Below are 24,441 nucleotides of genomic sequence, written 5' to 3' on the forward strand. Positions count from 1 at the left end.
ACCCTAGTCACTTGCTCTAATCGTTTCTGCTATTCTTTTGTGACTGCGTCACGTTCAAGATCGACAGGTGCGAGGTCTGCAGCATCTTCGTCATTAGATAACGCTAATCCGTCTGCTTTCTTCGTTTCCTCATCGTCTTCTAAATCTCTCATTTCTATCTCTTCTTCATCGCCAGATAGGATTTTGACATCCATACCTAAACTTTGAAGTTCTTTAATTAACACTTTGAATGATTCAGGGACACCTGGTTCAGGGACGTTATCCCCTTTGACGATGGCCTCGTATGTTTTCACACGACCTACAACGTCATCCGATTTAACTGTTAAGATCTCTTGAAGTGTGTATGCTGCACCGTAAGCTTCAAGCGCCCATACTTCCATCTCTCCGAAACGCTGACCACCAAACTGTGCTTTACCGCCAAGTGGCTGCTGCGTAACAAGTGAGTATGGTCCAGTTGAACGAGCGTGAAGTTTATCGTCAACCATGTGAGCCAGTTTGATCATGTACATGATTCCGACTGATACACGGTTATCGAATGGTTCACCAGTTCGACCGTCATAAAGGACTGTTTTCGCATCACGGGACATACCTGCTTCTTCAAGCGTTTCCCAAACATCTTCCTCGCGCGCACCATCAAATACTGGTGACGCAATGTGGATGCCAAGGTAACGTGCAGCCATACCCATATGAAGCTCAAGTACCTGACCGATGTTCATTCGAGATGGTACCCCTAGAGGGTTTAACATGATATCAATCGGTGTTCCATCTGGAAGATACGGCATATCTTCTTCTGGAAGGATTTTAGAGATAACCCCTTTGTTACCATGTCGTCCGGCCATTTTGTCACCTTCAGAAATTTTACGCTTCTGAACGATGTATACGCGGACTAACTGGTTTACACCTGGAGGTAATTCATCTCCATCTTCACGGTTAAAGACTTTGACGTCGTGGATAATTCCGCCGCCGCCGTGTGGAACACGTAGAGACGTATCACGCACTTCACGAGCCTTTTCACCGAAGATTGCATGTAATAGACGTTCTTCAGCTGTTAGTTCTGTTACACCTTTAGGCGTTACTTTCCCTACAAGAAGGTCTCCGTCTTTTACTTCTGCACCAATACGGATGATTCCGCGCTCGTCAAGGTTGCGTAAAGCATCTTCCCCAACGTTTGGAATATCACGAGTGATTTCTTCCGGTCCAAGCTTTGTATCACGAGCTTCTGATTCATATTCTTCAATATGAATAGACGTGTAGACGTCATCTTTTACAAGGCGCTCACTCATGATGATCGCATCCTCGTAGTTATAACCGTCCCAAGTCATGAAGCCGACCATGACGTTACGTCCTAGAGCCAATTCACCTTTTTCCATTGAAGGACCGTCTGCAAGGATTTCTCCTTTTACGACTTCATCTCCAACACTTACGATTGGACGCTGGTTGTAGCAAGTCCCTTGGTTAGAGCGGACAAATTTCAGCAAGCTGTATTTGTCTAGATTTCCTTTGACTTGTTGTCCGTCAACGTCTTCATAGCGACGAACCCAAATATTTTTCGCTTCAACACGTTCTACAACACCAGGGTAGCGGCAGATAACAGCAGCACCAGAGTCTTTCCCTGATACATACTCCATACCTGTACCAACAATCGGTGATTCCGGCTGCATCAAAGGCACAGCCTGACGTTGCATGTTCGCTCCCATTAGAGCACGGTTAGAGTCATCGTTTTCTAAGAATGGGATACATGCTGTCGCTGCAGAAACAACCTGCTTTGGCGAAACGTCCATGTAGTCAACGCGGTTTCGAGGAACAACTGTGTTTTCCCCTCTGAAACGAGCAATGATATTATCATCGATAAACGAACCATCTTCACCTAATATAGCATTCGCTTGTGCTACAACGTAGTTATCCTCTTCATCAGCAGTTAAGTAATCGATTCTCGGTGTCACTTTACCTGTTTCAGGGTCAACCCGGCGGTAAGGTGTTTCAATAAAGCCGAAGCGATTCACTTTTGCAAATGAAGATAGAGAGTTGATCAAACCGATGTTTGGACCCTCTGGTGTTTCAATCGGACACATACGGCCATAGTGAGAGTAGTGAACGTCACGAACTTCCATTCCTGCACGCTCACGTGTCAAACCACCCGGTCCAAGCGCCGACAGACGACGTTTGTGCGTCAATTCAGCAAGCGGGTTTGTTTGATCCATGAACTGAGAAAGCTGAGAGCTACCAAAGAACTCTTTGATAGAAGCGATCACAGGACGGATGTTGATCAGTTGCTGAGGTGTGATCGTGTTTGTGTCTTGGATCGACATTCTTTCACGAACAACACGCTCCATTCTGCTTAAACCAATACGGAATTGGTTTTGCAGAAGCTCACCTACAGAACGCAGGCGACGGTTACCAAGGTGATCGATATCATCTGTGTCACCTACACCATGAAGAAGGTTGAAGAAGTAACTGATCGATGCAATGATGTCAGAAGGCGTGATGTTTTTCACAGCTTCCTCTACGTATGCATTCCCGATCACGTTGATCACTTGCTCGCCTTCTTGATCAGACGGTGCATAAATCTTAATAGATTGAAGTTCTACTTCATCTTCTACTACGCCACCATTTGGATAAAGCTTTCTAAATCCGATGCCGTTTTCTAAGTATGGAAGAACTTTATCAAGAACTCTTCTGTCTAAAATTTGACCTTTTTCTGCTAGAATTTCACCTGTTTCAGGGTCAACTAACGTTTCAGCCAATTTTTGATTGAACAGTCTATTTTTAATATGAAGCTTTTTATTAATCTTGTAGCGTCCAACATTAGCTAGGTCATATCTCTTCGGATCGAAGAAGCGAGAGTCTAGCAGGCTTTTCGCATTTTCAACAGTTGGCGGCTCTCCAGGACGGAGGCGCTCGTAGATTTCGAGAAGTGCTTTATCCGCATTCTCTGTATTGTCTTTTTCCAGCGTGTTGCGTAAGTATTCATTCTCGCCAATGAGGTCAAGAATCTCTTGATCAGAGCTGAAGCCGAGAGCACGCAAAAGAACCGTAACCGGCAACTTACGTGTGCGATCGATGCGTACATAGACTACATCCTTCGCATCAGTTTCGTATTCTAACCATGCGCCACGGTTTGGAATGACAGTCGCAGTAAAACCTTTTTTACCGTTTTTGTCTACTTTACCACTGAAATATACACTTGGAGAACGCACTAACTGAGAAACGATTACACGTTCCGCACCGTTAATGATAAAAGTACCTGTGTCTGTCATGATTGGGAAATCACCCATGAACACATCTTGGTCTTTTACTTCTCCAGTTTCTTTGTTAATTAAACGAACTTTTACTCTTAGTGGAGCAGAGTAAGTTACATCACGTTCTTTTGATTCTGCTACAGGATACTTAGGATCCCCTAGGCTGTAATCAATGAATTCAAGAGAAAGGTTACCAGTAAAATCCTCAATTGGGGATATATCTTGAAACATCTCTCTAAGACCCTCATCAAGAAACCACTGATAAGAAGAGGTTTGAATTTCAATGAGATTTGGTAATTCTAACACTTCGCTTATGCGTGCGTAGCTTCTGCGCTGGCGGTGTCGTCCATACTGAACTAGTTGACCTGTCAACTGATTCACCCCTCAAATCATGCGTATTATATGTGTAAAAAGTATTTCAGCCTTTCAAATGTCAGTAAAGAAATACTTTTACAAGACAAAAGAAAAAAGGGTTTCTAAAATAAGAAAACCACATCCAAAAACAAATACCGATTTTATTAGTTTTCCCAAGTATGCATAATTTATACAAAATAGTTGTTTTTTAAGCCTATCAAGCAAAATATACACATTGGCATTTTATAATGTTAACACAGCTAGGAAACTGCGTCAAACTTTTTTAGCTTTGATAATATAGTAGCCCTTTTTTTTCAATACAACCTCGACTTCTCCAAAGAGCTGTTCTAATTTTTCAATCGCAGATGGTCCGCCCTGCTTTTTCTGAATAACCACCCACAACTCACCTTCCGGCAATAAATGATCAGCACTTTTTTCAAAGATCGCATGTACAACTTTCTTCCCTGCCCGTATTGGGGGATTGGTCAGTATAGAGGCAAAAGCAGCTGATGAATGAACATTCGAGAACAAATCACTTTGATAGATGCGGACATTATCAATGCGATTATGTTTAGCGTTTTCCTTTGAAAGTTCGACTGCTCTTTCGTTCACATCAATCATATGAATGGTGCGGCTCGTCATTTCGTTTGCTAACGATAAGCCAATCGGTCCATAACCGCAACCGACATCTAAGACATCGCCATCCACGTCAGGTTCTTCAAAAGCTTCAATTAAAAGCCTTGAACCAAAGTCGACTTCTTTCTTAGAAAACACTCCACTGTCACTTGTAAAAGTAAAGGTACGGTTTCTCAAGGTGAAGTCCCATGTCTGTTTATTGCTTTTCACTGATGGCTTTTCCGTATAATAGTGGTCACTCATGATGAATGGACCTCCTCTGGATTCAATCGTTTCAGGAGAATAGAAAAGAAAAAGCCCGCCAGTAAAAGCGAGCTTTCCCAAAAGATTAGGCGAAGATTACTTAACTTCTACAGAAGCGCCAACTTCTTCAAGCTTAGCTTTAAGTTCTTCAGCTTCTTCTTTAGCAATACCTTCTTTAAGTGGTTTTGGAGTGTTGTCAACAAGTTCTTTAGCCTCTTTCAAGCCAAGACCAGTGATTTCACGAACCACTTTGATAACTTTGATTTTTTGGTCTCCAGCACCAGCAAGTACTAGATCAAAATCAGTTTTCTCTTCAGCAGCGGCACCACCAGCTGCAGCTACAGCTACAGGAGCAGCAGCAGTTACGCCAAATTCTTCTTCGATTGCTTTTACTAAGTCGTTTAACTCAAGTACAGTTGCTTCTTTAACTGAAGCAATGATTTCTTCGATATTTAAAGCCATTTGTAATTCCTCCATTTTAAGTTTTTTACGTTAAGTACGCATTAAGCGCCTTGTTCTTCTTTTTGTTCTGCAACTGCTTTAGTAGCAAGAGCAAGGTTACGAACTGGAGCTTGAAGAACGCTAAGCAACATAGAAAGTAAGCCTTCGCGAGACGGAAGTTCCGCAAGAGCCTTCACTTCTTCTACAGTCGCTACGTTTCCTTCGATGACACCAGCTTTGATTTCTAAAGCTTCGTGGCTTTTCGCAAATTCGTTGATGATTTTCGCAGGTGCGATAACATCTTCGTTACTGAATGCGATAGCGTTTGGACCTGTTAAGAAATCGTTTAAACCCGTTAGTTCAACTTGTTCAACTGCACGGCGAGTCAAAGTATTTTTGTAAACTTTGAATTCTACGCCAGCATCACGAAGCTGTTTACGAAGTTCAGTCACTTCAGAAACTGAAAGACCACGGTAATCTACAATTACAGTAGACATACTGTCTTTAAATTTAGAAGTAATTTCATCAACGACAACTTTTTTAGTATCGATTGCATTGCTCATGGTTACACCTCCTGTACATTCTTTGTGTAACACTTATACCGATCAGGCCATCACGTTCCTAACGAACGGTTCTCCATATAAAAAGCCTCCATTAAGACATGGAGGCTGTATATACAAGCATACGTTAACGTAAGACTGTGACATATACACCTCGGCGGGTTAATTAAGCCATAAGGCCCCTGCTGTCTACGGTATAAATGGACATATTCTATTTTACAACATTTTGATATTATCAAAACGATTGTGATAAGTCAAGATTTATTTTGCAGAGAAAGAAGATGGATCCACTTTCACGCCAGGGCCCATAGTAGTTGTAACAGAAACATTTTTCACGTATACACCTTTAGCCGCTGCAGGTTTTGCTTTAAGGATTGTATCATAGATTGTTGCAAAGTTCTCAACAAGCTTTTCGTCCTCGAAAGAAACCTTTCCGATTGGCGCGTGGATGTTACCAGCTTTATCAACGCGGTATTCTACTTTACCAGCTTTGATTTCATTGATTGCTTTTTCTACTTCGAATGTAACAGTTCCTGTTTTAGGGTTTGGCATAAGACCTTTTGGTCCAAGTACACGACCGATCTTACCAACTTCACCCATCATGTCAGGTGTTGCTACGATTACATCGAATTCGAACCAGCCTTGTTGGATTTTAGTGATGTAATCAGAATCTCCAACGTAGTCTGCTCCAGCAGCTTCTGCTTCTTTTGCTTTTTCGCCTTTAGCGAACACAAGAACGCGTTGAGTTTTACCAGTTCCGTTAGGAAGTACAACTGCACCGCGGATTTGTTGATCGTTTTTACGAGGGTCTACGCCCAAACGAAAAGCAACTTCTACAGTCGCATCAAATTTCGCTGTATTTGCTTTTTTTGTAAGAGAAACAGCTTCAGCTACATCATACGCTTTAGTACGTTCGATCAGCTTAGCAGCTTCTACATACTTTTTACCTTTTTTAGCCATTATAAAAATCCTCCTTATGTGGTTTTAGCGGAATAACCTCCCACGAATAAGGGTTGCGAACTTGTCAAAACCAAACTCGCAACCCAACAAGACAATAAATTAATCTTCGATGACAATACCCATACTGCGTGCAGTACCTTCAACCATGCGCATAGCTGATTCAACGCTAGCAGCGTTTAAGTCAGGCATTTTTGTTTCCGCGATTTCGCGTACTTTATCACGCTTAACAGTTGCCACTTTATTACGGTTAGGTTCACCAGAACCAGACTCAATACCAGCTGCTTTTTTAAGTAAAACTGCAGCAGGTGGAGTTTTAGTAATAAATGTAAATGAACGGTCTTCAAAAACCGAAATTTCAACAGGAATGATAAGACCAGCTTGGTCAGCTGTACGAGCATTAAACTCCTTACAGAATCCCATGATATTAACACCGGCTTGACCTAGTGCAGGTCCAACTGGTGGAGCTGGGTTAGCTTTTCCAGCAGGAATTTGCAATTTAACAACTTTAACTACTTTTTTAGCCACGAGACACACCTCCTTAAAGTCCGTGATGTGGTAATAGGGGAATCCCCCTCCCACTCAACAACTTCATTCTTTATATGAATGACGAAATAACTAGCTAGCGATCTTGAGCGAACTCAAGACGTACCTTTGCTATATTACCACTTCTATACACTCATTTCAAGCTCTTTTGAATTACAATTTATCGATCTGCGTGAACTCAAGTTCCACGGGTGTTTCTCTACCAAACATATTAACGAATACTTTGACTTTGCTTTTATCGTAATCAATCTCTTCGATAGAGCCTGTGAAGTTAGCAAATGGTCCGTCGATTACCTTGACTGTTTCTTTCAATTCAAAGTCGATTTCTGTTTTGCGTTCTTCAAGACCCATTCTCTTCAGAATGGTTTCGGCTTCGCCTGGCAGCAGCGCTGTCGGCTTTGAGCCTGATCCAGCTGATCCAACGAATCCTGTGACACCTGGTGTATTACGAACAACATACCAAGAGTCGTCAGTCATCACGATTTCCACTAGGACATAGCCAGGGAATACTTTCTTTTTGACGACTTTTTTCTTACCATTTTTAATATCTGTTTCTTCTTCTTCTGGTACGACAACGCGGAAGATTTTATCCTGCATGCCCATTGATTCAACACGCTTTTCCAAGTTTGCTTTTACTTTGTTTTCATAGCCAGAGTACGTATGCACAACATACCAATTCTTTTCCATTTCGTTCAGGACTATTCAGTCCTTCCCTCCCCACATTTCGTAATGTCTATTTGACGAATCTCGAGTACCGGTAAATATTTTCAAGCAATTGAAAAAACCCGTAAAACGGGTTTTTTGGCAAGTCATATTATGATCTATTATAGCACGTTCAGCAGACCATTATTCAAGTATTAATGAATTAATTCGATTAATTGTGAGATTCCTATATCAAGAAAAGAGAAAAAGATTGCAAAGAATACGACTGTTAAAATAACCGTGATTGTGTAGCGAATCATTTCGTTTTTCTTTGGCCAGCTGACCTTTTTCATTTCTTTCCCGACACTTTTTAAGAAACTGATAATACGCATGTAAAAGACCTCCACAGATTAAAGAACGCAAATCTTACTTCGTTTCTAAATGTGTTTTATGTGAATTACAAGTCTTGCAATATTTCTTAACTTCTAATCTTTCAGCTGCTGAAGCATCACTTTTCATTGTCGTATAATTGCGGCTTCCGCAGTCTTTACAGGCTAGAGTAATCTTTTTCCTCATATTTACACCTATTTTCTCAACATCATTTCCTTAGTACCTTATCACAGTGTCGAAAAAGCTGTCAATATAGGTTTGATTAGAGACTAATCTCGCGAAGCTCTAAATATTTCTCTAATTTTCTCTTTACTCTTTGGAGTGCGTTATCAATTGATTTCACATGACGGTTTAAATCTTCAGAAATCTCTTGATAGGATCTGCCATCAAGGTAAAGCACAAGCACCTTTCTTTCCAGCTCACTTAGTAGTTCCCCCATTTTCATTTCAATATCATCAAATTCTTCTTTGCTAATGATTAAATCTTCTGGGTTAAGCGCTTTAGCACCGGAAATGACGTCCAACAATGTTCTGTCTGATTCTTCATCATATATTGGCTTGTCTAATGATACATAGGAATTTAACGGGATATGTTTTTGGCGAGTAGCTGTTTTAATTGCGGTGATAATTTGGCGGGTAATACATAATTCTGCAAAAGCCTTAAATGAAGTAAGCTTGTCCTCTCTGAAATCGCGGATAGACTTATAAAGTCCGATCATCCCCTCTTGGACAATGTCCTCTCGATCCGCTCCAATCAAGAAATAAGATCTTGCTTTTGCACGTACAAAATTGCGGTATTTCGTTATTAAGTAATCTAGCGCATCACTATCTCCGACATGAACCCTTTCAATGACTTGTTCATCTTCCAACTGGCAAAATTGCTCTCTGATGGATTTATCCTTGCTGTTGTTTAGATTCACTTCGATCCCCCCGACCGCACCTAGATAGAAATATTATACATTAATGGTTGAAATATCGTCAAGCTATTCCAGATTCCCACGCCGCCATTTTTCAAACGTTTTCAATACATCTTCTGACAATTCAATCTTGGATACTGGTTTATCAGAAGTAATCTTTTTGACTCTCGTCTCTATCTTTCGTTCGATCACTTCAATCTCTCTCAAAAGCTCTCGAGCCGACTTCCGAAGAGCTCCTTGTCCAAAAATTGCCCATTGTTCTGTGAAGTCTGAGGTCGCCACATGAATTTGCGTCCGAACATTATTCAAATCCTGGGCCAGCTTTTCAATCCGCTCATCAGCTGTTTCATTCTCTCTCGTAAAGATGACCTCTACTCGGTGGTTGATCCGCTTTTTTTCGATTCCTTTGACCATATGGGCATCGAATACGACAATGACTCGATACCCTGTGTATGCTTGATATTCTGCTAAATTTTGAATCAGCACGTCTCTGGCTTCTTCAAAGCTGTTTTCCTTTAAGTGCTGCAGCCGAGGCCATGCACCTATCATGTTGTATCCATCGACTAAGAGGATGTCCATCTCTATTCTCCTAACGGATAACGTTTTCGATACACTTCATACATCAATAGACTAGCGGCAACTGATGCGTTTAACGAAGTGACCTTCCCGGCCATAGGCAACTTAATCAGAAAATCACACTTTTCCTTGATCAATCGGCCAATCCCTTTTCCTTCACTGCCAATCACAAGAGCAAGCGGCATCGTACCATCAAATTGTCTGTAATCCTGTTTGGCAGACGCATCTGTTCCCGCGACCCAGATTCCTCTTTCTTTCATCTCATCAAGAGCTCTTGAAAGATTGGTGACCTTGGCAACAGGAATATGTTCAATTGCCCCAGTAGATGCTTTGGCAACGGTTGTCGTTAAGCCGACCGCTCTCCTTTTCGGAATGACAATCCCGTGTGCACCTACAGCATCTGCTGTACGCATAATGGATCCTAAATTATGAGGATCTTCAATTTCATCTAAAATAAGAAAAAACGGCTGTTCATTCCGCTTTTCGGCGATTTGATACAGGTCGTCCAATTCCGCATATTCATATGCTGCTACTTGTGCAACGATTCCCTGGTGCTGACCTGTTACCATTTGATCAAGCTTTTTCCTCGGAACATACTGAATGGTGATATTTTGTTTTTTAGCGAGTTCAATGACCTGCTGGGCTTGTCCTTTTACAGTGTTTTCTGCCATCCAGAGCTTGTATAACTCCCGATCTGACTTCAGTGTTTCAATCACTGCATTTTTCCCAATCACATAATCATGTTGCTGACTCATTTGTCTTCCTCCCTGACGTTCCGATTTCAATCGCCTGACTAATCAGCTCTTCTAAGCGTTCGTCCTGCTTTTCAATAAATAAATAACCCATGAGCGCTTCAAGCGCCGTACTATAACGATACGTTTGAACGTCTGTGTTTTTAGGCACTGTGCCTGATTTTGCATTTCTTCCTCTTTTCAGCACTGCTTCTTCTGCTTCAGTGAAAAAGCCTTGCTGCTGAAGCGTAAATAAAATAGCTGCCTGAGATTTAGCAGAAACAATCTTGCTTGCTCGTTTGTGCAGCTCATTTGGTTTTGTCGCCCCCGTTTGGAGGAGGTGATGCCTCACATAGACTTCAAAAATGGCATCACCCATATAAGCAAGCGCAAGTCCGTTCAACTGTTTACCGTCTTTCAGCTTTTCAAAATTCAACATGACCTATTCTCCTCTTTTCCAGCGAGTACCTTGAGGAGTGTCCTCCAATACAATATTCATGCTCTTTAACTGGTCACGAATTTGATCAGATAGCGCAAAGTCACGATTTCTTCTAGCCTCATTGCGTTTTTCAATTAACGCTTCTACTTCTTCGTCAAGCGTGAGCTTTTCTTCTAATGAGAAGCCAAGAACAGACGTGATTTCTTGGAATAAGCCGATAAATGCCTTGATCACTTCCTCCGAAGTATGATCATTTTCCATATAATAATTCGCCTGTTTCGCAAGTTCGAATAAAACAGAAATTGCATTTGCCGTATTAAAGTCATCATTCATTTCAGAAATAAATGTCGCACGCTGCTCCTCAACCTTCGCCAGCCATTCAGTATTGTCTTCTGTGATATTCGTGCTGCTCTCGAGGCGATGATGTAAATTAGCATACGACGTTTTGAGTCGGTTAAACGCACTCTTTGTACTCTCTAGTAAATCCATTGAGTAGTTAATTGGATGACGGTAGTGAACCGACAACATAAAGAAGCGTAGCACATCAGGATCTTGTTCTTTCACAATGTCATGCACGAGCACAAAGTTTCCAAGTGATTTTGACATTTTTTCATTCTCAATATTAATATATCCGTTATGCATCCAATACTTCGCAAAAGGTTTCCCTGTCAAAGCCTCGGATTGAGCGATTTCATTTTCATGGTGAGGGAAGGTTAAATCCTGTCCGCCAGCATGAATGTCGATCGTATCACCTAAATATTTTTTAACCATGGCCGAGCATTCGATGTGCCAGCCTGGGCGTCCTTCGCCCCACGGGCTATCCCATGAGATTTCTTGATCCTTTGCAGCCTTCCATAAAGCAAAGTCTAGTGCATCTCGTTTCTTCTCACCTACACGAATACGAGCACCTGTCTTCAGTTCATCAATCGACTGGTGAGAAAGCTTTCCGTAGCCTTCAAATGAGCGTGTGCTGTAATACACGTCGCCATCCGCTTCATAAGCGTAGCCTTTTTCAATCAATGTCGCAATAAATGCAATGATATCATCCATATTTTCCGTCACTCGCGGGTGAAGGTCAGCTTTTTTGCAGCCTAGTGCACTGACGTCTTCAAAGTAGGCTTGGATAAAGCGGTCAGCAATCGTCGGAACATCTTCTCCGAGTTCATTGGCTGCTTTGATGAGTTTATCATCCACATCTGTAAAGTTTGATACAAAGTTCACATCATAGCCGCTGTATTCTAAATACTTACGTACAGTGTCATAAACAATAGCAGGTCTGGCATTCCCGATATGAATGTAGTTATAAACGGTTGGTCCGCACACATACATCTTGACCTTTCCTGGTTCAAGCGGGACAAATTCTTCTTTCTTACGTGTCAATGTATTATAAATATTGATTGTCATGATTGTTCTTCCTTTCTGCTCAATGAAGCCAGCTCACCTTTTAGCTTTTCCATTTCTCGTTCCAATTCTTTGAAACGATCGGAAATCGGATCTGGCAAATCTTGATGATTGAGATCACGATTGATTTTCTTCCCATTTTGAACGACGACTCGCCCAGGTATACCGACAACGGTGGAATGGTCTGGTACGTCCTTTAACACAACTGACCCCGCACCAATCTTGGCCCCTTTTCCGACTGTAATGGAACCAAGCACCTTTGCACCTGTCGCAATGAGGGCATCGTCTAAAATGGTCGGGTGCCGCTTTCCCTTTTCTTTCCCTGTTCCCCCTAGTGTCACGCCTTGGAAAACAGTGACGTTGTCTCCAATTTCACATGTTTCCCCAATCACCACTCCCATGCCGTGGTCAATGAAGAAGCGCCTGCCAATGGTTGCCGCAGGGTGAATTTCCACCCCTGTGAAAAACCGGCTGACCTGAGAAATGATCCGCGCAAGAAAGTACAGCTTACGCTTATAAAATGCGTGCGCGATACGATGAGCCCAAATCGCATGAAGCCCTGAATAGGTTAGCACTACTTCAATATAGCTTCTAGCAGCAGGATCTTGATCAAACACAGTATCAATATCTTCTTTCAGCATTTTGAAAAACACATGCTCCCCCCGTTCTTCCCCATCAATCTCTCTTAGGACTTGCTCTCTTTTTTGGACAAATAAAAAACGCCTCTGCCAAATGACAGAGACGTTTTGAAAACGCGGTTCCACTCTGTTTAGAAAGCCCTCATTTTGCAGCCTTCTCAACTTAATCCCATAACGGAGGGTACCGCCCTTGCATACTAACGTACTCGTGTTCCTCAAGGGTCTTGAGGGTGCATTTCCAACGTCTGCCCATAAGTCTCTTTCAGCCGGTGAAGACTCTTTCTGTGATGGACGAAAACATTGTACTTCTCCCTCGCAACGATTTCCTTATATTTGCTTAATGCGGTTTAATACCGTTTCTTTACCTAGTAGTTCAATACTTTGCGGAAGTTCTGGGCCATGCGTTTGTCCTGTGACAGCCACACGAATTGGCATGAATAGTTTCTTGCCTTTATGCCCTGTTTCTTTTTGTACCGCTTTAATAGCAGCCTTGATTTCATCAGGTGTGAAAGATTCAAGTCGTTCAAGCTGACCAGCAAAAGATGCCATGACTTCTGGTACTTGCTCCTCTGCTAAAACTTCCTTCGCCTCTTGATTATACTCAATTTGCTCCTTAAAGAACAACTCTGTTAACTCAACAATTTCTGCTCCATAGCTTAATTGTTCGTGATACAGAGAAATAAGCTTGCGCACCCACGTGTTTTCTTCTTCTGTCAGCTGCTCGCTTACCTTGCCTGCCTTTTGAAGATGCGGAAGCGTTAACGCAACAACCTGATCAAGATCAAGTGCCTTCACATATTGGTTATTTACCCATTTTAGTTTATGCATATCGAATAGAGCTGGTGACTTAGAAAGTCGATTTACATCGAAAATGTCGATGAATTGCTCTTTTGTAAACAGTTCTTCTTCGCCCACCGGAGACCATCCAAGTAGTGCAATGAAGTTGAACAGGGCTTCCGGTAAATAGCCCAAGTTTTTATATTGCTCGATGAATTGAATAATGGATTCATCACGTTTACTTAATTTCTTGCGGTTCTCGTTCACAATCAGCGTCATATGTCCGAATAGCGGAACATCCCAGCCAAATGCGTTGAAGATCATGATTTGTTTAGGCGTATTCGAAATGTGATCCTCTCCGCGGAGAATGTGAGTCATTTTCATCAAATGATCATCCACTGCTACAGCGAAGTTATAAGTTGGCGTACCGTCTTTCTTCACAATGACAAAATCACCGATGCCGTCTGTCTCAAATGAAATATCGCCTTTGACCATGTCGTCAAATTTGATAATTTCTCCTTTTGGCACTCGGAAGCGGATACTTGGCTCTCTTCCTTCAGCGATCAGCTTGTCCTCTTCTTCTTTTGATAAATGGCTGCATTTACCAGAATATCGAGGCATTTCACTGCGGGCGATTTGTGCTTCACGCTCTTCCTCTAGCTCTTCAGCCGTACAATAGCACTTATACGCCAAGTCTTTCTCTAGCAGCTCATCATAATATTTTTTGTAAATCTCATTACGCTCTGATTGTCTGTAAGGACCATAGCCGCCATCTTTATCAATGCTCTCATCCCAATCAATACCGAGCCATTGCAGGTGGCGAAGCTGGCTTTCTTCTCCGCCTTCTACATTACGCTTTTGATCCGTATCTTCGATTCGAATAATAAATTTGCCGCCTTGACTGCGTGCGAACAAATAGTTGAAAAGAGCCGTTCTAGCATTCCCAATATGTAAATGACCAGTTGGACTCGGTGCATAACGAACACGCACTTCATTTCCCATGAGTTTAACTTCCTTTCATCTGCATCATGTTGTCTGACACCAATTTTTTATAAACGTATTTTATCATCAAATCCCATTCTCATCAAAATGGATTTCACTTTTTCTGAAGAAGCACTGTTGCCTGAGAGGCAATTCCTTCGCCTCTTCCTGTAAATCCAAGTTTCTCTGTCGTTGTTGCTTTCACATTCACCTGTGTGACATCTGCCTCAAGCGCTTCTGCAATCTTCTCACACATTGGTTGAATGTAAGGTGCCATTTTGGGCTTTTGCGCCATGATTGTGCAATCAATATTCACAAGTGTGTAGCCTTTTTCCTTTACTAGTGCCCACACATGCTGCAGTAATTTAAAAGAATCCGCATCCTTAAACTCAGGATCTGTGTCTGGGAAATGTCTGCCGATATCTCCTTCAGCAATCGCACCTAGGCAGGCATCTGCCACTGTGTGAAGCAGTACATCAGCGTCTGAATGCCCAAGCAGCCCCTTTTCATAAGGGATGGTGACCCCGCCGATAATCAAAGGTCTTCCCTCTGTTAATTGATGTACATCAAAGCCTTGTCCTATTCTCAACATGATCTAGTACCCTCTTTCCGCATCCATAATTGCCTTGGCAACCAATAAATCATCCGGTGTCGTCAGCTTAATATTGGTGTAATCTCCTTGGACAATATACACGTTTTCACCATGTAATTGTTCCACAAGACTGGCGTCGTCTGTTCCAAGAAAGCCGGTCCGCTCCGCATATTCATGCGCCTCTTTTAAAATAGAATGACGAAAAGCTTGTGGGGTCTGGACTGCCCACAAGCTCTGACGTTCAATGGTTTGTTCCACTTTGCCTTCTTGAACGCGTTTGATTGTGTCTTTCACTGGTACCGCTACAACTGCGGAGCCTTTTTCAATCGCTGCTTTAACGAGCAAGTCAATCTGTGTATGCTTAATAAAAGGCCTTGCCCCATCATGAACAAGCACGATGTCTGCATCTTTCACAGCCTTTAATCCTTCGTATACACTTTGCTGACGTTCTTCACCGCCAGTGACAAGTGAAACAGGCGTTTGAAAAGCGTGTACCTTGAGTAGCCTTTCAAAGTCTTGACGCTCCTCTTCATTGATCGCTAGGATCATGCGTTTGCATTGCGAATGAGCGTCAAACACCTTTAGTGTATGAATAATGACCGGCATTCTTTTCAGCTCAATAAAAAGCTTATTGCGGCCGGCCTTCATTCGTTTCCCCTGCCCCGCAGCCGGAATAACTACTTCATAATACATGTTCGTTCTCCCTTTAGAGCGCCTTCTCCAGAAGTTTTGGCTTCGCAAAAATCATTCTTCCAGCAGCAGTCTGCAGCACACTTGTGACGAGCACATCGATGTCTTTTCCAATGTAATTGCGTCCTTCTTCGACCACAATCATCGTACCGTCATCTAAGTAAGCAACACCTTGGTTATGCTCTTTCCCATCTTTAATGACCTGTACCTTCATTTCTTCCCCAGGTAGCACAACCGGTTTCACCGCATTGGCTAGATCATTGATGTTTAACACTGCTACTTTTTGAAGTTCGCATACTTTATTTAAATTAAAATCATTTGTCACAACAACACCTGAAGTTAATTTAGCGAGCTTCACAAGCTTGCTATCAACCTCTTGAATGTCTTCAAAGTCACCTTCGTAAATTTCAACTTTGATATCTAATTCTTTTTGAATACGATTTAAAATATCAAGACCTCTTCGGCCTCTATTTCTCTTTAATACATCAGAAGAGTCTGCAATATGCTGTAATTCCTCGAGCACAAATTGAGGAATGACCATGACACCTTCTAAGAATCCAGTTTGACAAATATCTGCGATTCTTCCATCAATGATAACACTTGTGTCTAAAATTTTCAGCTTTTTATCTTCTATTTCAGGTTCATCATCAGCTGCTCCTTTTTTCTTGGTGACCTTTGCAGATCGGGAGAACAGCCCCATCATTTCATCCTTCTTCTTAAACCCTACCTGAAATCCAAGGTATCCTAAAAAGAAAGCCAGGAAAATCGGAATAATGGTACCAAAAATATGATATGGGATATTGTTTAGCGGGATCACGTTTACAATAAGATATGCTAGAATAAGTCCAAATACTAATCCGAAACTTCCAGATATAAGATCAGGAAGAGGCGCCTTTAATAGAGAATCCTCGATCCATTTCACCCAATTAACCACATAGCCTGTGCACCATTTGCCGATGATAAAGAACACAGCGGCTCCTATTAGTGCTGAAGAGTAAGCATTTGTTATGAAAGGTATGTCCTTTACATTTAACAGCAGAAATAACTCTGGAATGATAAAAATCCCTACAACTGCACCAAAAATGATAAAAAACGCCTGAACGATTCTTTTTAACATACCTTCACCTCCTTTATTTTTCATCTGTCAATCCACCCTCACCTGACATTGATATATGTTTAAGTTTCCTATCATAATCAACAGAAAACAAAAGCATCATTAATATACCCATATTCATCCATTTTTAACCGTGTTTAAGAAAAATTTCTCTTCTTATAGCTGGCGGTCGATATAATGTTTTTCTTGCAGTCTTTTTAATCCTTTTTTTATCTTTTTCGCTCTTACTTCTCCAATTCCTTCTACTTCATCCAAATCTTGTACATCTGCTTCCATAATTCGATCTAACACACCGAACGCTTCAACCACGTTTTCGACGATTGGCATAGGCAGTCTAGGGATTTTGTGAAGCAATCTGTAGCCTCTTGTGTACACATATTCGTCAATATTTGTAGAAGCTGGATAGCCAAGTAACTTGTACAGAATGGAGTCATCTAAAAGCTCAAAGCTAGACATATCTTGGAGCTGTTTAAGCAGAACATATGGATCTTTAATCTTTTCTTTCACATAATCTTTAATAAATAAAGCCGCTTCCTGCTCCATATCCGTAATCAGTTCATTGACTTGCAGACGGATCAAATGTCCTTCTGTTCCGAGCTCTTTGATATACATATTGATTTCATTTTTGATTCTAAGCACCATCTCGTAACGATGCAGCACGGATAATACATCACCAAAGGTCACAAGCTCTTCAAACTCTAGGGCGCTTAGCGCAGAAATGGCGTGATCTAAAATGGTTTTATATTTCTCAAGTGTTTGTATGGCTTGGTTGGCCTTCGTTAAAATAAAGCCAATATCTTTCAGCGTATAACGACGATTTCCTTGGTATAAGGTAATGACGTTCCTCCGTTCAGAAATCGCAATGATTAAGCAGCCTGTCTGCTTCGCTACACGTTCAGCAGTACGGTGCCTCATGCCCGTTTCCGATGAATGGATGGTTGCATCTGGCATCAGCTGTGTATTCGCATACAAGATCTTTTGACCAGAATCGCTTAAAATAATGGCTCCATCCATCTTAGCCAATTCATATAAGTGTGCTGGGGAGAAGGCAGAGTTAATATGAAACCCTCCATCTACAACACTCTTGACTTTGTCGTTATAACCAACAACAATGAGCCCGCCAGTATTAGCCCTCAGGACATTTTCGATCCCAGCCCGAAGAGGTGTCCCTGGTGCCACAAACTGTACGATATCTAAGAGATCGAGTTCTCTCGCTCCTTTTTTCTCTTTTTCCATTTCTATGATCCCCCTAGTGAAATTCGAAGTGCCTCCGCTACATTTTCTACACCGACTAACTCAATCCCTCTCGGCTTTTTCCATCCATCTATATTCGCCTGAGGAATAAACATTCGCTTAAATCCTAGTTTCGCAGCTTCCTGCACACGCTGTTCAATTCTTGATACTCTTCTGACTTCCCCCGTCAGACCGACCTCTCCTATAAAGCAATCCGCTTGATGCGGCGCTGCGTCTTTAAAACTTGAAGCAATACTGACCGCAATGGCCAAGTCAATCGCCGGTTCGTCAAGCTTCACACCGCCTGCGACCTTTAAATACGCATCTTGGTTTTGCAGCAGCAGTCCGACACGTTTTTCTAAAACGGCCATTAGCAATGACACACGATTATGATCAAGGCCAGTGGCCATTCTCCGTGGATTTCCGAAGCTTGTCGGTGAAATTAATGCTTGTATCTCGACAAGAACAGGTCTTGTTCCTTCCATTGAGGCAACAACACACGAACCAGATACACCTGCCGAACGTTCTTCTAAGAAAATTTCGGATGGGTTTAATACTTCCGTGAGTCCTTCCTCTCTCATTTCAAAAATCCCTAGTTCATTCGTCGAGCCAAATCGGTTTTTCACCGCACGTAAGATACGAAACGTATGATGACGCTCGCCTTCAAAATAAAGAACCGTGTCCACCATATGCTCTAAAAGGCGTGGACCTGCGATCGAGCCTTCTTTGGTCACGTGACCAACGATAAATATTGGAATACCATTTGTCTTGGCAATTTTCATCAGCTGTGCTGTACATTCTCTCACTTGAGATACAGACCCAGGAGCTGACGTAATATCGCTTTGATAAACGGTTTGAATCGAATCCACCACGACAAAAGCGGGTTTCATCTCTTGTATAGCAGACGTTATATACTCCATATCGGTTTCAGCCAAAACATGTAAAGAGGTGCTTTTTATGCCGAGGCGGTCCGCTCTTAGCTTCGTTTGTTTAATGGACTCCTCACCAGATATGTATAATACATTCTGATTTTTGTCTGAGAGCTGTGCTGATACTTGTAATAATAATGTGGACTTCCCAATCCCAGGATCTCCGCCAATGAGAACAAGAGAGCCTTTGACAATTCCACTTCCTAATACTCGGTTAAATTCTTCTAAATTCGTTTTGATTCGGGGTTCATCTGATGTTTCAATTGCAGATATAGGTGAAGGTTTTTGAATGGTTTGAACAGAATGATTAAAAGCGCTTCGACGGTTTGCCGGCTCTTTGCGAACGACCTCTTCTGTCATACTGTTCCACGTGCCGCAGCCTGGACATTTCCCCATCCATTTGGCTGACTCATAACCGCACGATTGGCATATAAATTTTGATTTTGTCTTAGCCATAGATTGAAGAATACAACTCCTTATACTGATCAGAAAATAAGTAAAGGGAGGCATACACTTTACTGGTATGCCTCACACTTTTTTCTTACTATATTAGTTCGTAGCAGCCGTCGTTTTTACGACAATTTCTCCATCTTCCACATCTAATACGATATGTTGACCTTTTTCAATATTACCCTTCAGAAGCTCCTCAGAAAGTCGATCCTCCACATGCTTTTGAATCGCTCTTCTTAACGGGCGCGCACCGTACTCAAGATCTACACCTTCGTCGGCAATCTTCGCTTTTGCTGCTTCCGTCAATTCGATTGAAAGGTCTTGTTCTTTTAATCGTTTCGTCAATTGATCAGACATGAGAGACACGATCTCTTTTAGATGTTTCTTTTCAAGTGAATGGAAGACAATGATTTCATCAATACGGTTGATGAATTCTGGTCTAAATGCACGCTTCAACTCGCCCATCACTTTGCCTTTCATATCCTTGTAATTTTGTCCTTCATCCTGCACATTAAAGCCAACATATTTATTTCGCTTCAGTTCACTAGCTCCAACGTTGGATGTCATGATCAAAATCGTATTTCTAAAGTCAACGGTACGCCCTTTAGAATCAGTCAGACGGCCATCTTCTAACACTTGTAGCAAAATGTTGAATACATCTGGATGTGCCTTTTCAATCTCGTCTAAAAGCACAACAGAATAAGGTTTTCTTCTCACTTTTTCAGTCAGTTGACCGCCTTCTTCATAGCCAACATAGCCTGGAGGTGACCCAACAAGTCTAGATGTAGAGTGTTTTTCCATGTATTCAGACATATCAATACGGATCATCGCTTCTTCATCACCGAAAATAGACTCTGCGAGTGCTCTTGCAAGCTCCGTTTTACCAACCCCTGTTGGGCCTAAGAAGATAAAGGAGCCGATTGGACGTTTTGGATCTTTTAGGCCAGCACGCGCACGTCTCACAGCTTTTGCTACAGCGACAACCGCTTCATCCTGCCCGATCACACGAGAATGGAGCAATTGTTCCATATTGAGAAGCTTATCTGTTTCTGTTTGTGCAATTTTTGAAACAGGCACTCCCGTCCAGCTAGAGACAACCATTGCGATATCATCCACTGATACCTCTGAATTCTCCTGTCCTTGCTTTTCTTTCCAAGATTTCTTTGTGACTTCTACTTTTTCACGCAAACGCTGTTCCGTATCGCGAAGAGAAGCTGCTTTTTCAAATTCCTGACTTTGAACAGCAGCATCCTTTTCCTTGCGTACTTCATCGAGCTTTTGCTCTAGTTCTTTTAGGTTAGGCGGTGTTGTGAAAGAACGTAAGCGGACTTTCGAACCTGCCTCATCAATTAAATCAATCGCCTTATCTGGAAGGAAACGATCAGAAATATAACGGTCAGACAGCTTCACCGCCGCCTCAATCGCTTCATCCGTAATGGACACACGGTGATGTGCCTCATAACGATCTCTAAGTCCTCTTAAGATTTGAATACTTTCATCAACAGATGGCTGATCCACTTGAATTGGCTGGAAACGTCGTTCAAGCGCAGCATCCTTTTCAATATATTTACGGTACTCATCTAACGTTGTCGCCCCGATACATTGAAGCTCTCCACGTGCTAAGGATGGTTTGAGAATATTAGATGCGTCAATCGCACCCTCTGCTCCACCAGCACCAATGAGTGTATGAAGCTCATCAATGAAGAGAATGATATTTCCTGCCTGACGAATTTCGTCCATGACTTTTTTCAAACGATCCTCAAATTCACCACGATATTTCGTTCCCGCTACAACGGTTCCCATATCAAGTGTCATCACTCGTTTATCGCGCAGGATTTCAGGCACTTCATTATGAATAATTTGCTGCGCAAGACCTTCAGCGATGGCTGTTTTACCAACACCAGGCTCACCAATCAGCACAGGGTTATTTTTTGTTCTTCTGCTTAGGACCTCAATGACACGCTGAATTTCTTTGCTTCGTCCAATGACAGGGTCCAAGCTGTCTTCTTTCGCAATAGCTGTTAAATCCCTTGCCAAGCTATCTAATGTTGGTGTATTTGCATTGCTGTTAGAGCCAGCGGCAGATGCACCTGTTTCATTGCTGCCAAGCAGCTGCAGAACTTGCTGACGTGCTTTATTTAAGCTCACTCCGAGGTTATTTAAAACGCGGGCAGCTACACCCTCTCCCTCGCGAATAAGACCTAATAGAATATGTTCTGTCCCTACATAGGAATGACCTAGCTTTCTTGCTTCATCCATTGAAAGCTCAGTGACCTTCTTCGCTCTAGGCGTATAATGAGGAATAGCTTGAGACACCTCTTGCCCTCTTCCAATCAAGCTTTCGACTTCTTTTTGGATTTTATCTGAAACAAGGCCCAGTGCTTCTAACGCTTTTGCGGCGATGCCCTCACCCTCACGTACTAGACCAAGTAAAATGTGCTCAGTACCAATGTTCTTATGGCCTAGGCGAATGGCTTCTTCTTGTGCAAGTGCTAATACCTTTTGAGCTCTTTCAGTGAATCTTCCAAACATCATATCGTTTCATCCTCCTGTCCATTCCTATGCATTTCTAAACGCAGCCTTTCTCTAATAATCGCTGCTCGTTTTATATCTCGTTCATTTGGCTCCAAAGCTCCTCCTGAGTACTGTTGAAGAAAGCCAGGCTGAGTCAAAATCATGAGTTCATTCAGTATATTACTTGAAAGCCCCTTAATGATACCTAAATCAATTCCAAGCCGCACATCTGACAAACACTTTGCTGTTTCCTTTGATTCAATCATACGACAATTGGACAATATCCCTAAGGAACGGTACACTCTGTCCTCAAGTTCAATTTGAGATGTTTGATATAACGCCTTTCGTGCAGATCGCTCTTGTTCAATGAGCTGAGCGGTCACACTATTTAAGTCGTCTACAATATCTTCTTCTGATTGACCAAGTGTCATTTGATTTGAAATTTGAAAGATGTTCCCTATTGCTTCGCTGCCTTCACCATAAATTCCTCTGACTACAAGACCTAATTGATTAATGGCCGGAATAATCCGATTCATTTGTCTTGTGAGGGCTAAAGCTGGTAAATGCATCATGACCGATGCCCTAATACCTGTACCTACATTAGTTGGACAGCTTGTTAAGTATCCCCGCTTTTCCGAAAACGCATAATCCACTTGCTCTTCAATCCAGTCATCTATCTGATTAGCCGCTTTTAATGCATTGGCTAGTTGGAATCCTGGGAATAAGCATTGGATCCGAATATGGTCTTCTTCATTCAGCATCACACTGATTTCCTCATTTTCAGAAAGCAAACAACCGCCAAATCTTGATTCAGCTAAGTTTGGGCTGATCAAATGTTTTTCAACAAGTACTCTCTTTGCTAAAGGCTGCGTTTCATTCATTCGAATCAGAACAAAGTTTCCGATGTCCTTCACTTCCTGGCTAGCAAACTTTTGCTCGAATTGCTGGAGAACAGCTTCAGCCTCTTCTTGAGAAAACTGAGTTGGGAAACGAACATGCTCTAGGTTGCGTGCTAGCCGGATTCGACTGCTTAGAACAATGTCACTTTCTGGTCCTTTTTGTTTCATCCATTGACTTAAAGCGTCTTGAATAAAATGCTGGAGCGACATGTTGTTAATCTCCCTCCCTCTGCTGAGATTGCTCGTGCTCTAATGCACGAATTTGATCTCGAACTTCCGCTGCTTTTTCAAACTCTTCTTGTTCAATCAACTGCTTCAGCTCTTGCTGCATTAACTCAAGTTTCCGGCGGACATGAAGACTGCCGGCAATCCGTTTAGGCACTTTTCCATTATGGACTGTATTTCCACTATGGACTTTCCGTAAAACAGGGTTCAGATACTGATCAAATGAACGATAGCATTCTGCACAGCCAAAACGGCCTGTTTTTCTGAATTGTTGAAAGGTTAAGCCACACTTAGGACATTGATCCACTTCTCTCGCTTCTTGAAAAATAGAAGATCCCTTATTAGCACTTGTGGTAAAGCTAGGATCAATATTCAATAAACCTGATAATAAGTTGTGAATCGAGAAACCTTGGTTTCCACTCATAGCATATGAATCACTGTTTTCTTTTGCACATTGTTCACATATGTGCATTTCTTGTTTTTCTCCATTTATAACTTTCGTAAAGTGAAAAGTGGCTGGTCTCTCATTGCATTCTTGACAAATCAATCTTTTCACCCGCTTTACTTTAATTTCAAAGCATTTAACATCGCTTTCATCATCCGAGCTCTCAATTCATCTCGTTCAGGTAAATCAATGTGCAAAACAGAACGGTCCATGACACTGATCATCATCTTTGCTTCTCTTTCAGATAAAATGTTATTTTCTACAAGACGCATGATGATATGATCAGAGGCAGCCTGTGATAAACGATGATATATTTGGGAAATAATGTTGTTCAATAAGTCGACTTCATCATTCATTTTGACTTTAATGATGCGGATATAGCCACCGCCGCCACGCTTACTTTCAACGATATAGCCTCTCTCGCTCGTAAAGCGTGTATTGATAACATAGTTAATTTGTGAAGGTACGCATTGAAACTTATCTGCAATTTCATTGCGCTTAATTTCTAATATTTCTCGACCATTCTGATCCAAGACTTCCTTCAAATACTGCTCGATGATATCAGAAATATTTTGTGCCACTCCGCCTCCTCCTCCATTGACTTTGACTATATTTGACTTTAACCTTACTATAAATTTTTTCGATCGATTTTTCAAGATAATCGCTCAACTAAGAATATTATTTCCACATTTATATGGTGTCAAACCTCTCAAAAACACAAAAAAGACCAGTTCCGTATGGAACTGATCCTTAGAAAAGCTTGGCGGCGTCCTACTCTCACAGGGGGAGACCCCCAACTACCATCGGCGCTGAAGAGCTTAACTTCCGTGTTCGGTATGGGAACGGGTGTGACCTCTTCGCTATCGCCACCAAACCTGATGGA

The 24,441-nt window shown here is 41.9% G+C and carries 25 protein-coding genes, 1 rRNA gene and 2 other annotated features; all 26 genes read right to left on the bottom strand.

The genetic code is table 11. The features are described from left to right. Positions 1-29 precede the first annotated feature (29 nt). Positions 30-3,611 (bottom strand): DNA-directed RNA polymerase subunit beta, encoded by a 3,582-nt coding sequence (gene rpoB, locus C6348_RS18170; protein ID WP_003217223.1) that lies wholly within the window; start codon positions 3,609-3,611, stop codon positions 30-32. A 255-nt stretch (positions 3,612-3,866) separates the two neighbouring features. Continuing rightward, positions 3,867-4,472: a class I SAM-dependent methyltransferase gene (locus C6348_RS18175; RefSeq protein ID WP_044139657.1), complete on the bottom strand. Its 606-nt coding sequence runs from the start codon at positions 4,470-4,472 to the stop codon at positions 3,867-3,869. 96 nt (positions 4,473-4,568) lie between these two features. Further along, positions 4,569-4,934: a 50S ribosomal protein L7/L12 gene (gene rplL / locus C6348_RS18180; RefSeq protein ID WP_003216952.1), complete on the bottom strand. Its 366-nt coding sequence runs from the start codon at positions 4,932-4,934 to the stop codon at positions 4,569-4,571. Between the two features lie 41 nt (positions 4,935-4,975). After that, positions 4,976-5,476, bottom strand: coding sequence for a 50S ribosomal protein L10 (gene rplJ / locus C6348_RS18185; protein WP_034665618.1), 501 nt, complete (start codon positions 5,474-5,476; stop codon positions 4,976-4,978). Between the two features lie 69 nt (positions 5,477-5,545). Next, positions 5,546-5,686: a sequence feature (ribosomal protein L10 leader region), on the bottom strand. Positions 5,687-5,734: 48 nt separating this feature from the next. After that, positions 5,735-6,433, bottom strand: coding sequence for a 50S ribosomal protein L1 (gene rplA / locus C6348_RS18190; protein ID WP_034665623.1), 699 nt, complete (start codon positions 6,431-6,433; stop codon positions 5,735-5,737). A 99-nt stretch (positions 6,434-6,532) separates the two neighbouring features. Further along, complete coding sequence (gene rplK, locus C6348_RS18195) at positions 6,533-6,958, bottom strand: 50S ribosomal protein L11 (RefSeq protein ID WP_003216956.1); 426 nt, start codon at positions 6,956-6,958, stop codon at positions 6,533-6,535. A gap of 171 nt (positions 6,959-7,129) precedes the next feature. Then, on the bottom strand, positions 7,130-7,663 hold the full coding sequence (gene nusG / locus C6348_RS18200; protein ID WP_003217197.1) for a transcription termination/antitermination protein NusG: 534 nt from the start codon (positions 7,661-7,663) through the stop codon (positions 7,130-7,132). A gap of 170 nt (positions 7,664-7,833) precedes the next feature. Then, positions 7,834-8,010 carry a preprotein translocase subunit SecE gene (gene secE / locus C6348_RS18205; protein WP_003216942.1) on the bottom strand — a complete coding sequence of 59 codons (177 nt, stop codon included), beginning with the start codon at positions 8,008-8,010 and terminating at the stop codon, positions 7,834-7,836. 34 nt (positions 8,011-8,044) lie between these two features. Continuing rightward, entirely contained in the window at positions 8,045-8,194 is a 150-nt protein-coding gene (gene rpmG / locus C6348_RS18210; RefSeq protein ID WP_012008694.1) for a 50S ribosomal protein L33, read from the bottom strand. 76 nt (positions 8,195-8,270) lie between these two features. Beyond that, entirely contained in the window at positions 8,271-8,927 is a 657-nt protein-coding gene (gene sigH, locus C6348_RS18215) for an RNA polymerase sporulation sigma factor SigH (RefSeq protein WP_003217132.1), read from the bottom strand. A 63-nt stretch (positions 8,928-8,990) separates the two neighbouring features. Beyond that, on the bottom strand, positions 8,991-9,503 hold the full coding sequence (gene rae1, locus C6348_RS18220; RefSeq protein ID WP_034665628.1) for a ribosome-dependent mRNA decay endonuclease Rae1/YacP: 513 nt from the start codon (positions 9,501-9,503) through the stop codon (positions 8,991-8,993). 2 nt (positions 9,504-9,505) lie between these two features. Then, on the bottom strand, positions 9,506-10,255 hold the full coding sequence (rlmB, locus tag C6348_RS18225) for a 23S rRNA (guanosine(2251)-2'-O)-methyltransferase RlmB (protein ID WP_034665632.1): 750 nt from the start codon (positions 10,253-10,255) through the stop codon (positions 9,506-9,508). Continuing rightward, positions 10,239-10,670 carry a Mini-ribonuclease 3 gene (locus C6348_RS18230; protein WP_034665636.1) on the bottom strand — a complete coding sequence of 144 codons (432 nt, stop codon included), beginning with the start codon at positions 10,668-10,670 and terminating at the stop codon, positions 10,239-10,241. Before C6348_RS18230 ends, rlmB begins: the two co-directional genes overlap by 17 nt. Positions 10,671-10,673: 3 nt before the next feature. Beyond that, positions 10,674-12,074, bottom strand: coding sequence for a cysteine--tRNA ligase (gene cysS / locus C6348_RS18235; RefSeq protein ID WP_106043927.1), 1,401 nt, complete (start codon positions 12,072-12,074; stop codon positions 10,674-10,676). After that, on the bottom strand, positions 12,071-12,724 hold the full coding sequence (gene cysE, locus C6348_RS18240) for a serine O-acetyltransferase (protein WP_012008691.1): 654 nt from the start codon (positions 12,722-12,724) through the stop codon (positions 12,071-12,073). The genes cysS and cysE overlap by 4 nt, the downstream gene beginning before the upstream one ends. 81 nt (positions 12,725-12,805) lie before the next feature. Further along, positions 12,806-13,037 (bottom strand) — a binding site (T-box leader). Continuing rightward, on the bottom strand, positions 13,037-14,488 hold the full coding sequence (gene gltX / locus C6348_RS18245) for a glutamate--tRNA ligase (protein WP_060595375.1): 1,452 nt from the start codon (positions 14,486-14,488) through the stop codon (positions 13,037-13,039). It overlaps the preceding feature by 1 nt. Before the next feature lie 94 nt (positions 14,489-14,582). Next, entirely contained in the window at positions 14,583-15,059 is a 477-nt protein-coding gene (gene ispF / locus C6348_RS18250; RefSeq protein ID WP_003216928.1) for a 2-C-methyl-D-erythritol 2,4-cyclodiphosphate synthase, read from the bottom strand. 3 nt (positions 15,060-15,062) lie between these two features. Further along, on the bottom strand, positions 15,063-15,752 hold the full coding sequence (gene ispD / locus C6348_RS18255) for a 2-C-methyl-D-erythritol 4-phosphate cytidylyltransferase (protein ID WP_034665643.1): 690 nt from the start codon (positions 15,750-15,752) through the stop codon (positions 15,063-15,065). 13 nt (positions 15,753-15,765) lie between these two features. Further along, positions 15,766-16,866, bottom strand: a complete 1,101-nt coding sequence (locus tag C6348_RS18260; protein ID WP_003217214.1) for a PIN/TRAM domain-containing protein — start codon at positions 16,864-16,866, stop codon at positions 15,766-15,768. A 153-nt stretch (positions 16,867-17,019) separates the two neighbouring features. After that, positions 17,020-18,099: a DNA integrity scanning diadenylate cyclase DisA gene (gene disA, locus C6348_RS18265; protein WP_012008686.1), complete on the bottom strand. Its 1,080-nt coding sequence runs from the start codon at positions 18,097-18,099 to the stop codon at positions 17,020-17,022. Between the two features lie 2 nt (positions 18,100-18,101). After that, positions 18,102-19,481 (bottom strand): DNA repair protein RadA, encoded by a 1,380-nt coding sequence (gene radA / locus C6348_RS18270; protein WP_034620767.1) that lies wholly within the window; start codon positions 19,479-19,481, stop codon positions 18,102-18,104. Between the two features lie 93 nt (positions 19,482-19,574). After that, positions 19,575-22,010: an ATP-dependent protease ATP-binding subunit ClpC gene (gene clpC, locus C6348_RS18275; protein WP_034665649.1), complete on the bottom strand. Its 2,436-nt coding sequence runs from the start codon at positions 22,008-22,010 to the stop codon at positions 19,575-19,577. Next, entirely contained in the window at positions 22,007-23,098 is a 1,092-nt protein-coding gene (gene mcsB / locus C6348_RS18280; protein ID WP_034665652.1) for a protein-arginine kinase McsB, read from the bottom strand. The genes clpC and mcsB overlap by 4 nt, the downstream gene beginning before the upstream one ends. Before the next feature lie 4 nt (positions 23,099-23,102). Beyond that, positions 23,103-23,660 (bottom strand): protein-arginine kinase activator protein McsA, encoded by a 558-nt coding sequence (gene mcsA / locus C6348_RS18285; RefSeq protein ID WP_034665655.1) that lies wholly within the window; start codon positions 23,658-23,660, stop codon positions 23,103-23,105. Positions 23,661-23,674: 14 nt separating this feature from the next. Then, the gene (locus tag C6348_RS18290; protein ID WP_003217184.1) at positions 23,675-24,139 is read right to left on the bottom strand and encodes a CtsR family transcriptional regulator; all 465 of its coding nucleotides are present in this window, start codon (positions 24,137-24,139) and stop codon (positions 23,675-23,677) included. Positions 24,140-24,316: 177 nt separating this feature from the next. Beyond that, positions 24,317-24,432: ribosomal RNA gene (gene rrf, locus C6348_RS18295) — 5S ribosomal RNA — on the bottom strand. Positions 24,433-24,441 lie beyond the last annotated feature (9 nt).

It is taken from the genome of Bacillus sp. YBWC18, from assembly GCF_002998775.1.
Classification (GTDB): Bacteria; Bacillota; Bacilli; order Bacillales; family Bacillaceae; genus Bacillus.

Bases quoted from the DNA above. Each gene is read 5' to 3' on its own strand.
- rplA (WP_034665623.1), bottom strand. From the start codon at position 6,433: ATGGCTAAAAAAGGTAAAAAGTATGTAGAAGCTGCTAAGCTGATCGAA.
- rplJ (WP_034665618.1), bottom strand. From the start codon at position 5,476: ATGAGCAATGCAATCGATACTAAAAAAGTTGTCGTTGATGAAATTACT.
- disA (WP_012008686.1), bottom strand. From the start codon at position 18,099: ATGGAAAAAGAGAAAAAAGGAGCGAGAGAACTCGATCTCTTAGATATC.
- rplL (WP_003216952.1), bottom strand. From the start codon at position 4,934: ATGGCTTTAAATATCGAAGAAATCATTGCTTCAGTTAAAGAAGCAACT.
- cysS (WP_106043927.1), bottom strand. From the start codon at position 12,074: ATGACAATCAATATTTATAATACATTGACACGTAAGAAAGAAGAATTT.
- radA (WP_034620767.1), bottom strand. From the start codon at position 19,481: ATGGCTAAGACAAAATCAAAATTTATATGCCAATCGTGCGGTTATGAG.
- ispD (WP_034665643.1), bottom strand. From the start codon at position 15,752: ATGTATTATGAAGTAGTTATTCCGGCTGCGGGGCAGGGGAAACGAATG.
- C6348_RS18260 (WP_003217214.1), bottom strand. From the start codon at position 16,866: ATGTTAAAAAGAATCGTTCAGGCGTTTTTTATCATTTTTGGTGCAGTT.
- rpmG (WP_012008694.1), bottom strand. From the start codon at position 8,194: ATGAGGAAAAAGATTACTCTAGCCTGTAAAGACTGCGGAAGCCGCAAT.
- ispF (WP_003216928.1), bottom strand. From the start codon at position 15,059: ATGTTGAGAATAGGACAAGGCTTTGATGTACATCAATTAACAGAGGGA.
- rlmB (WP_034665632.1), bottom strand. From the start codon at position 10,255: ATGAGTCAGCAACATGATTATGTGATTGGGAAAAATGCAGTGATTGAA.
- mcsB (WP_034665652.1), bottom strand. From the start codon at position 23,098: ATGTCGCTCCAGCATTTTATTCAAGACGCTTTAAGTCAATGGATGAAA.
- clpC (WP_034665649.1), bottom strand. From the start codon at position 22,010: ATGATGTTTGGAAGATTCACTGAAAGAGCTCAAAAGGTATTAGCACTT.
- rae1 (WP_034665628.1), bottom strand. From the start codon at position 9,503: ATGGACATCCTCTTAGTCGATGGATACAACATGATAGGTGCATGGCCT.
- nusG (WP_003217197.1), bottom strand. From the start codon at position 7,663: ATGGAAAAGAATTGGTATGTTGTGCATACGTACTCTGGCTATGAAAAC.
- C6348_RS18230 (WP_034665636.1), bottom strand. From the start codon at position 10,670: ATGTTGAATTTTGAAAAGCTGAAAGACGGTAAACAGTTGAACGGACTT.
- C6348_RS18175 (WP_044139657.1), bottom strand. From the start codon at position 4,472: ATGAGTGACCACTATTATACGGAAAAGCCATCAGTGAAAAGCAATAAA.
- gltX (WP_060595375.1), bottom strand. From the start codon at position 14,488: ATGGGAAATGAAGTGCGTGTTCGTTATGCACCGAGTCCAACTGGTCAT.
- secE (WP_003216942.1), bottom strand. From the start codon at position 8,010: ATGCGTATTATCAGTTTCTTAAAAAGTGTCGGGAAAGAAATGAAAAAG.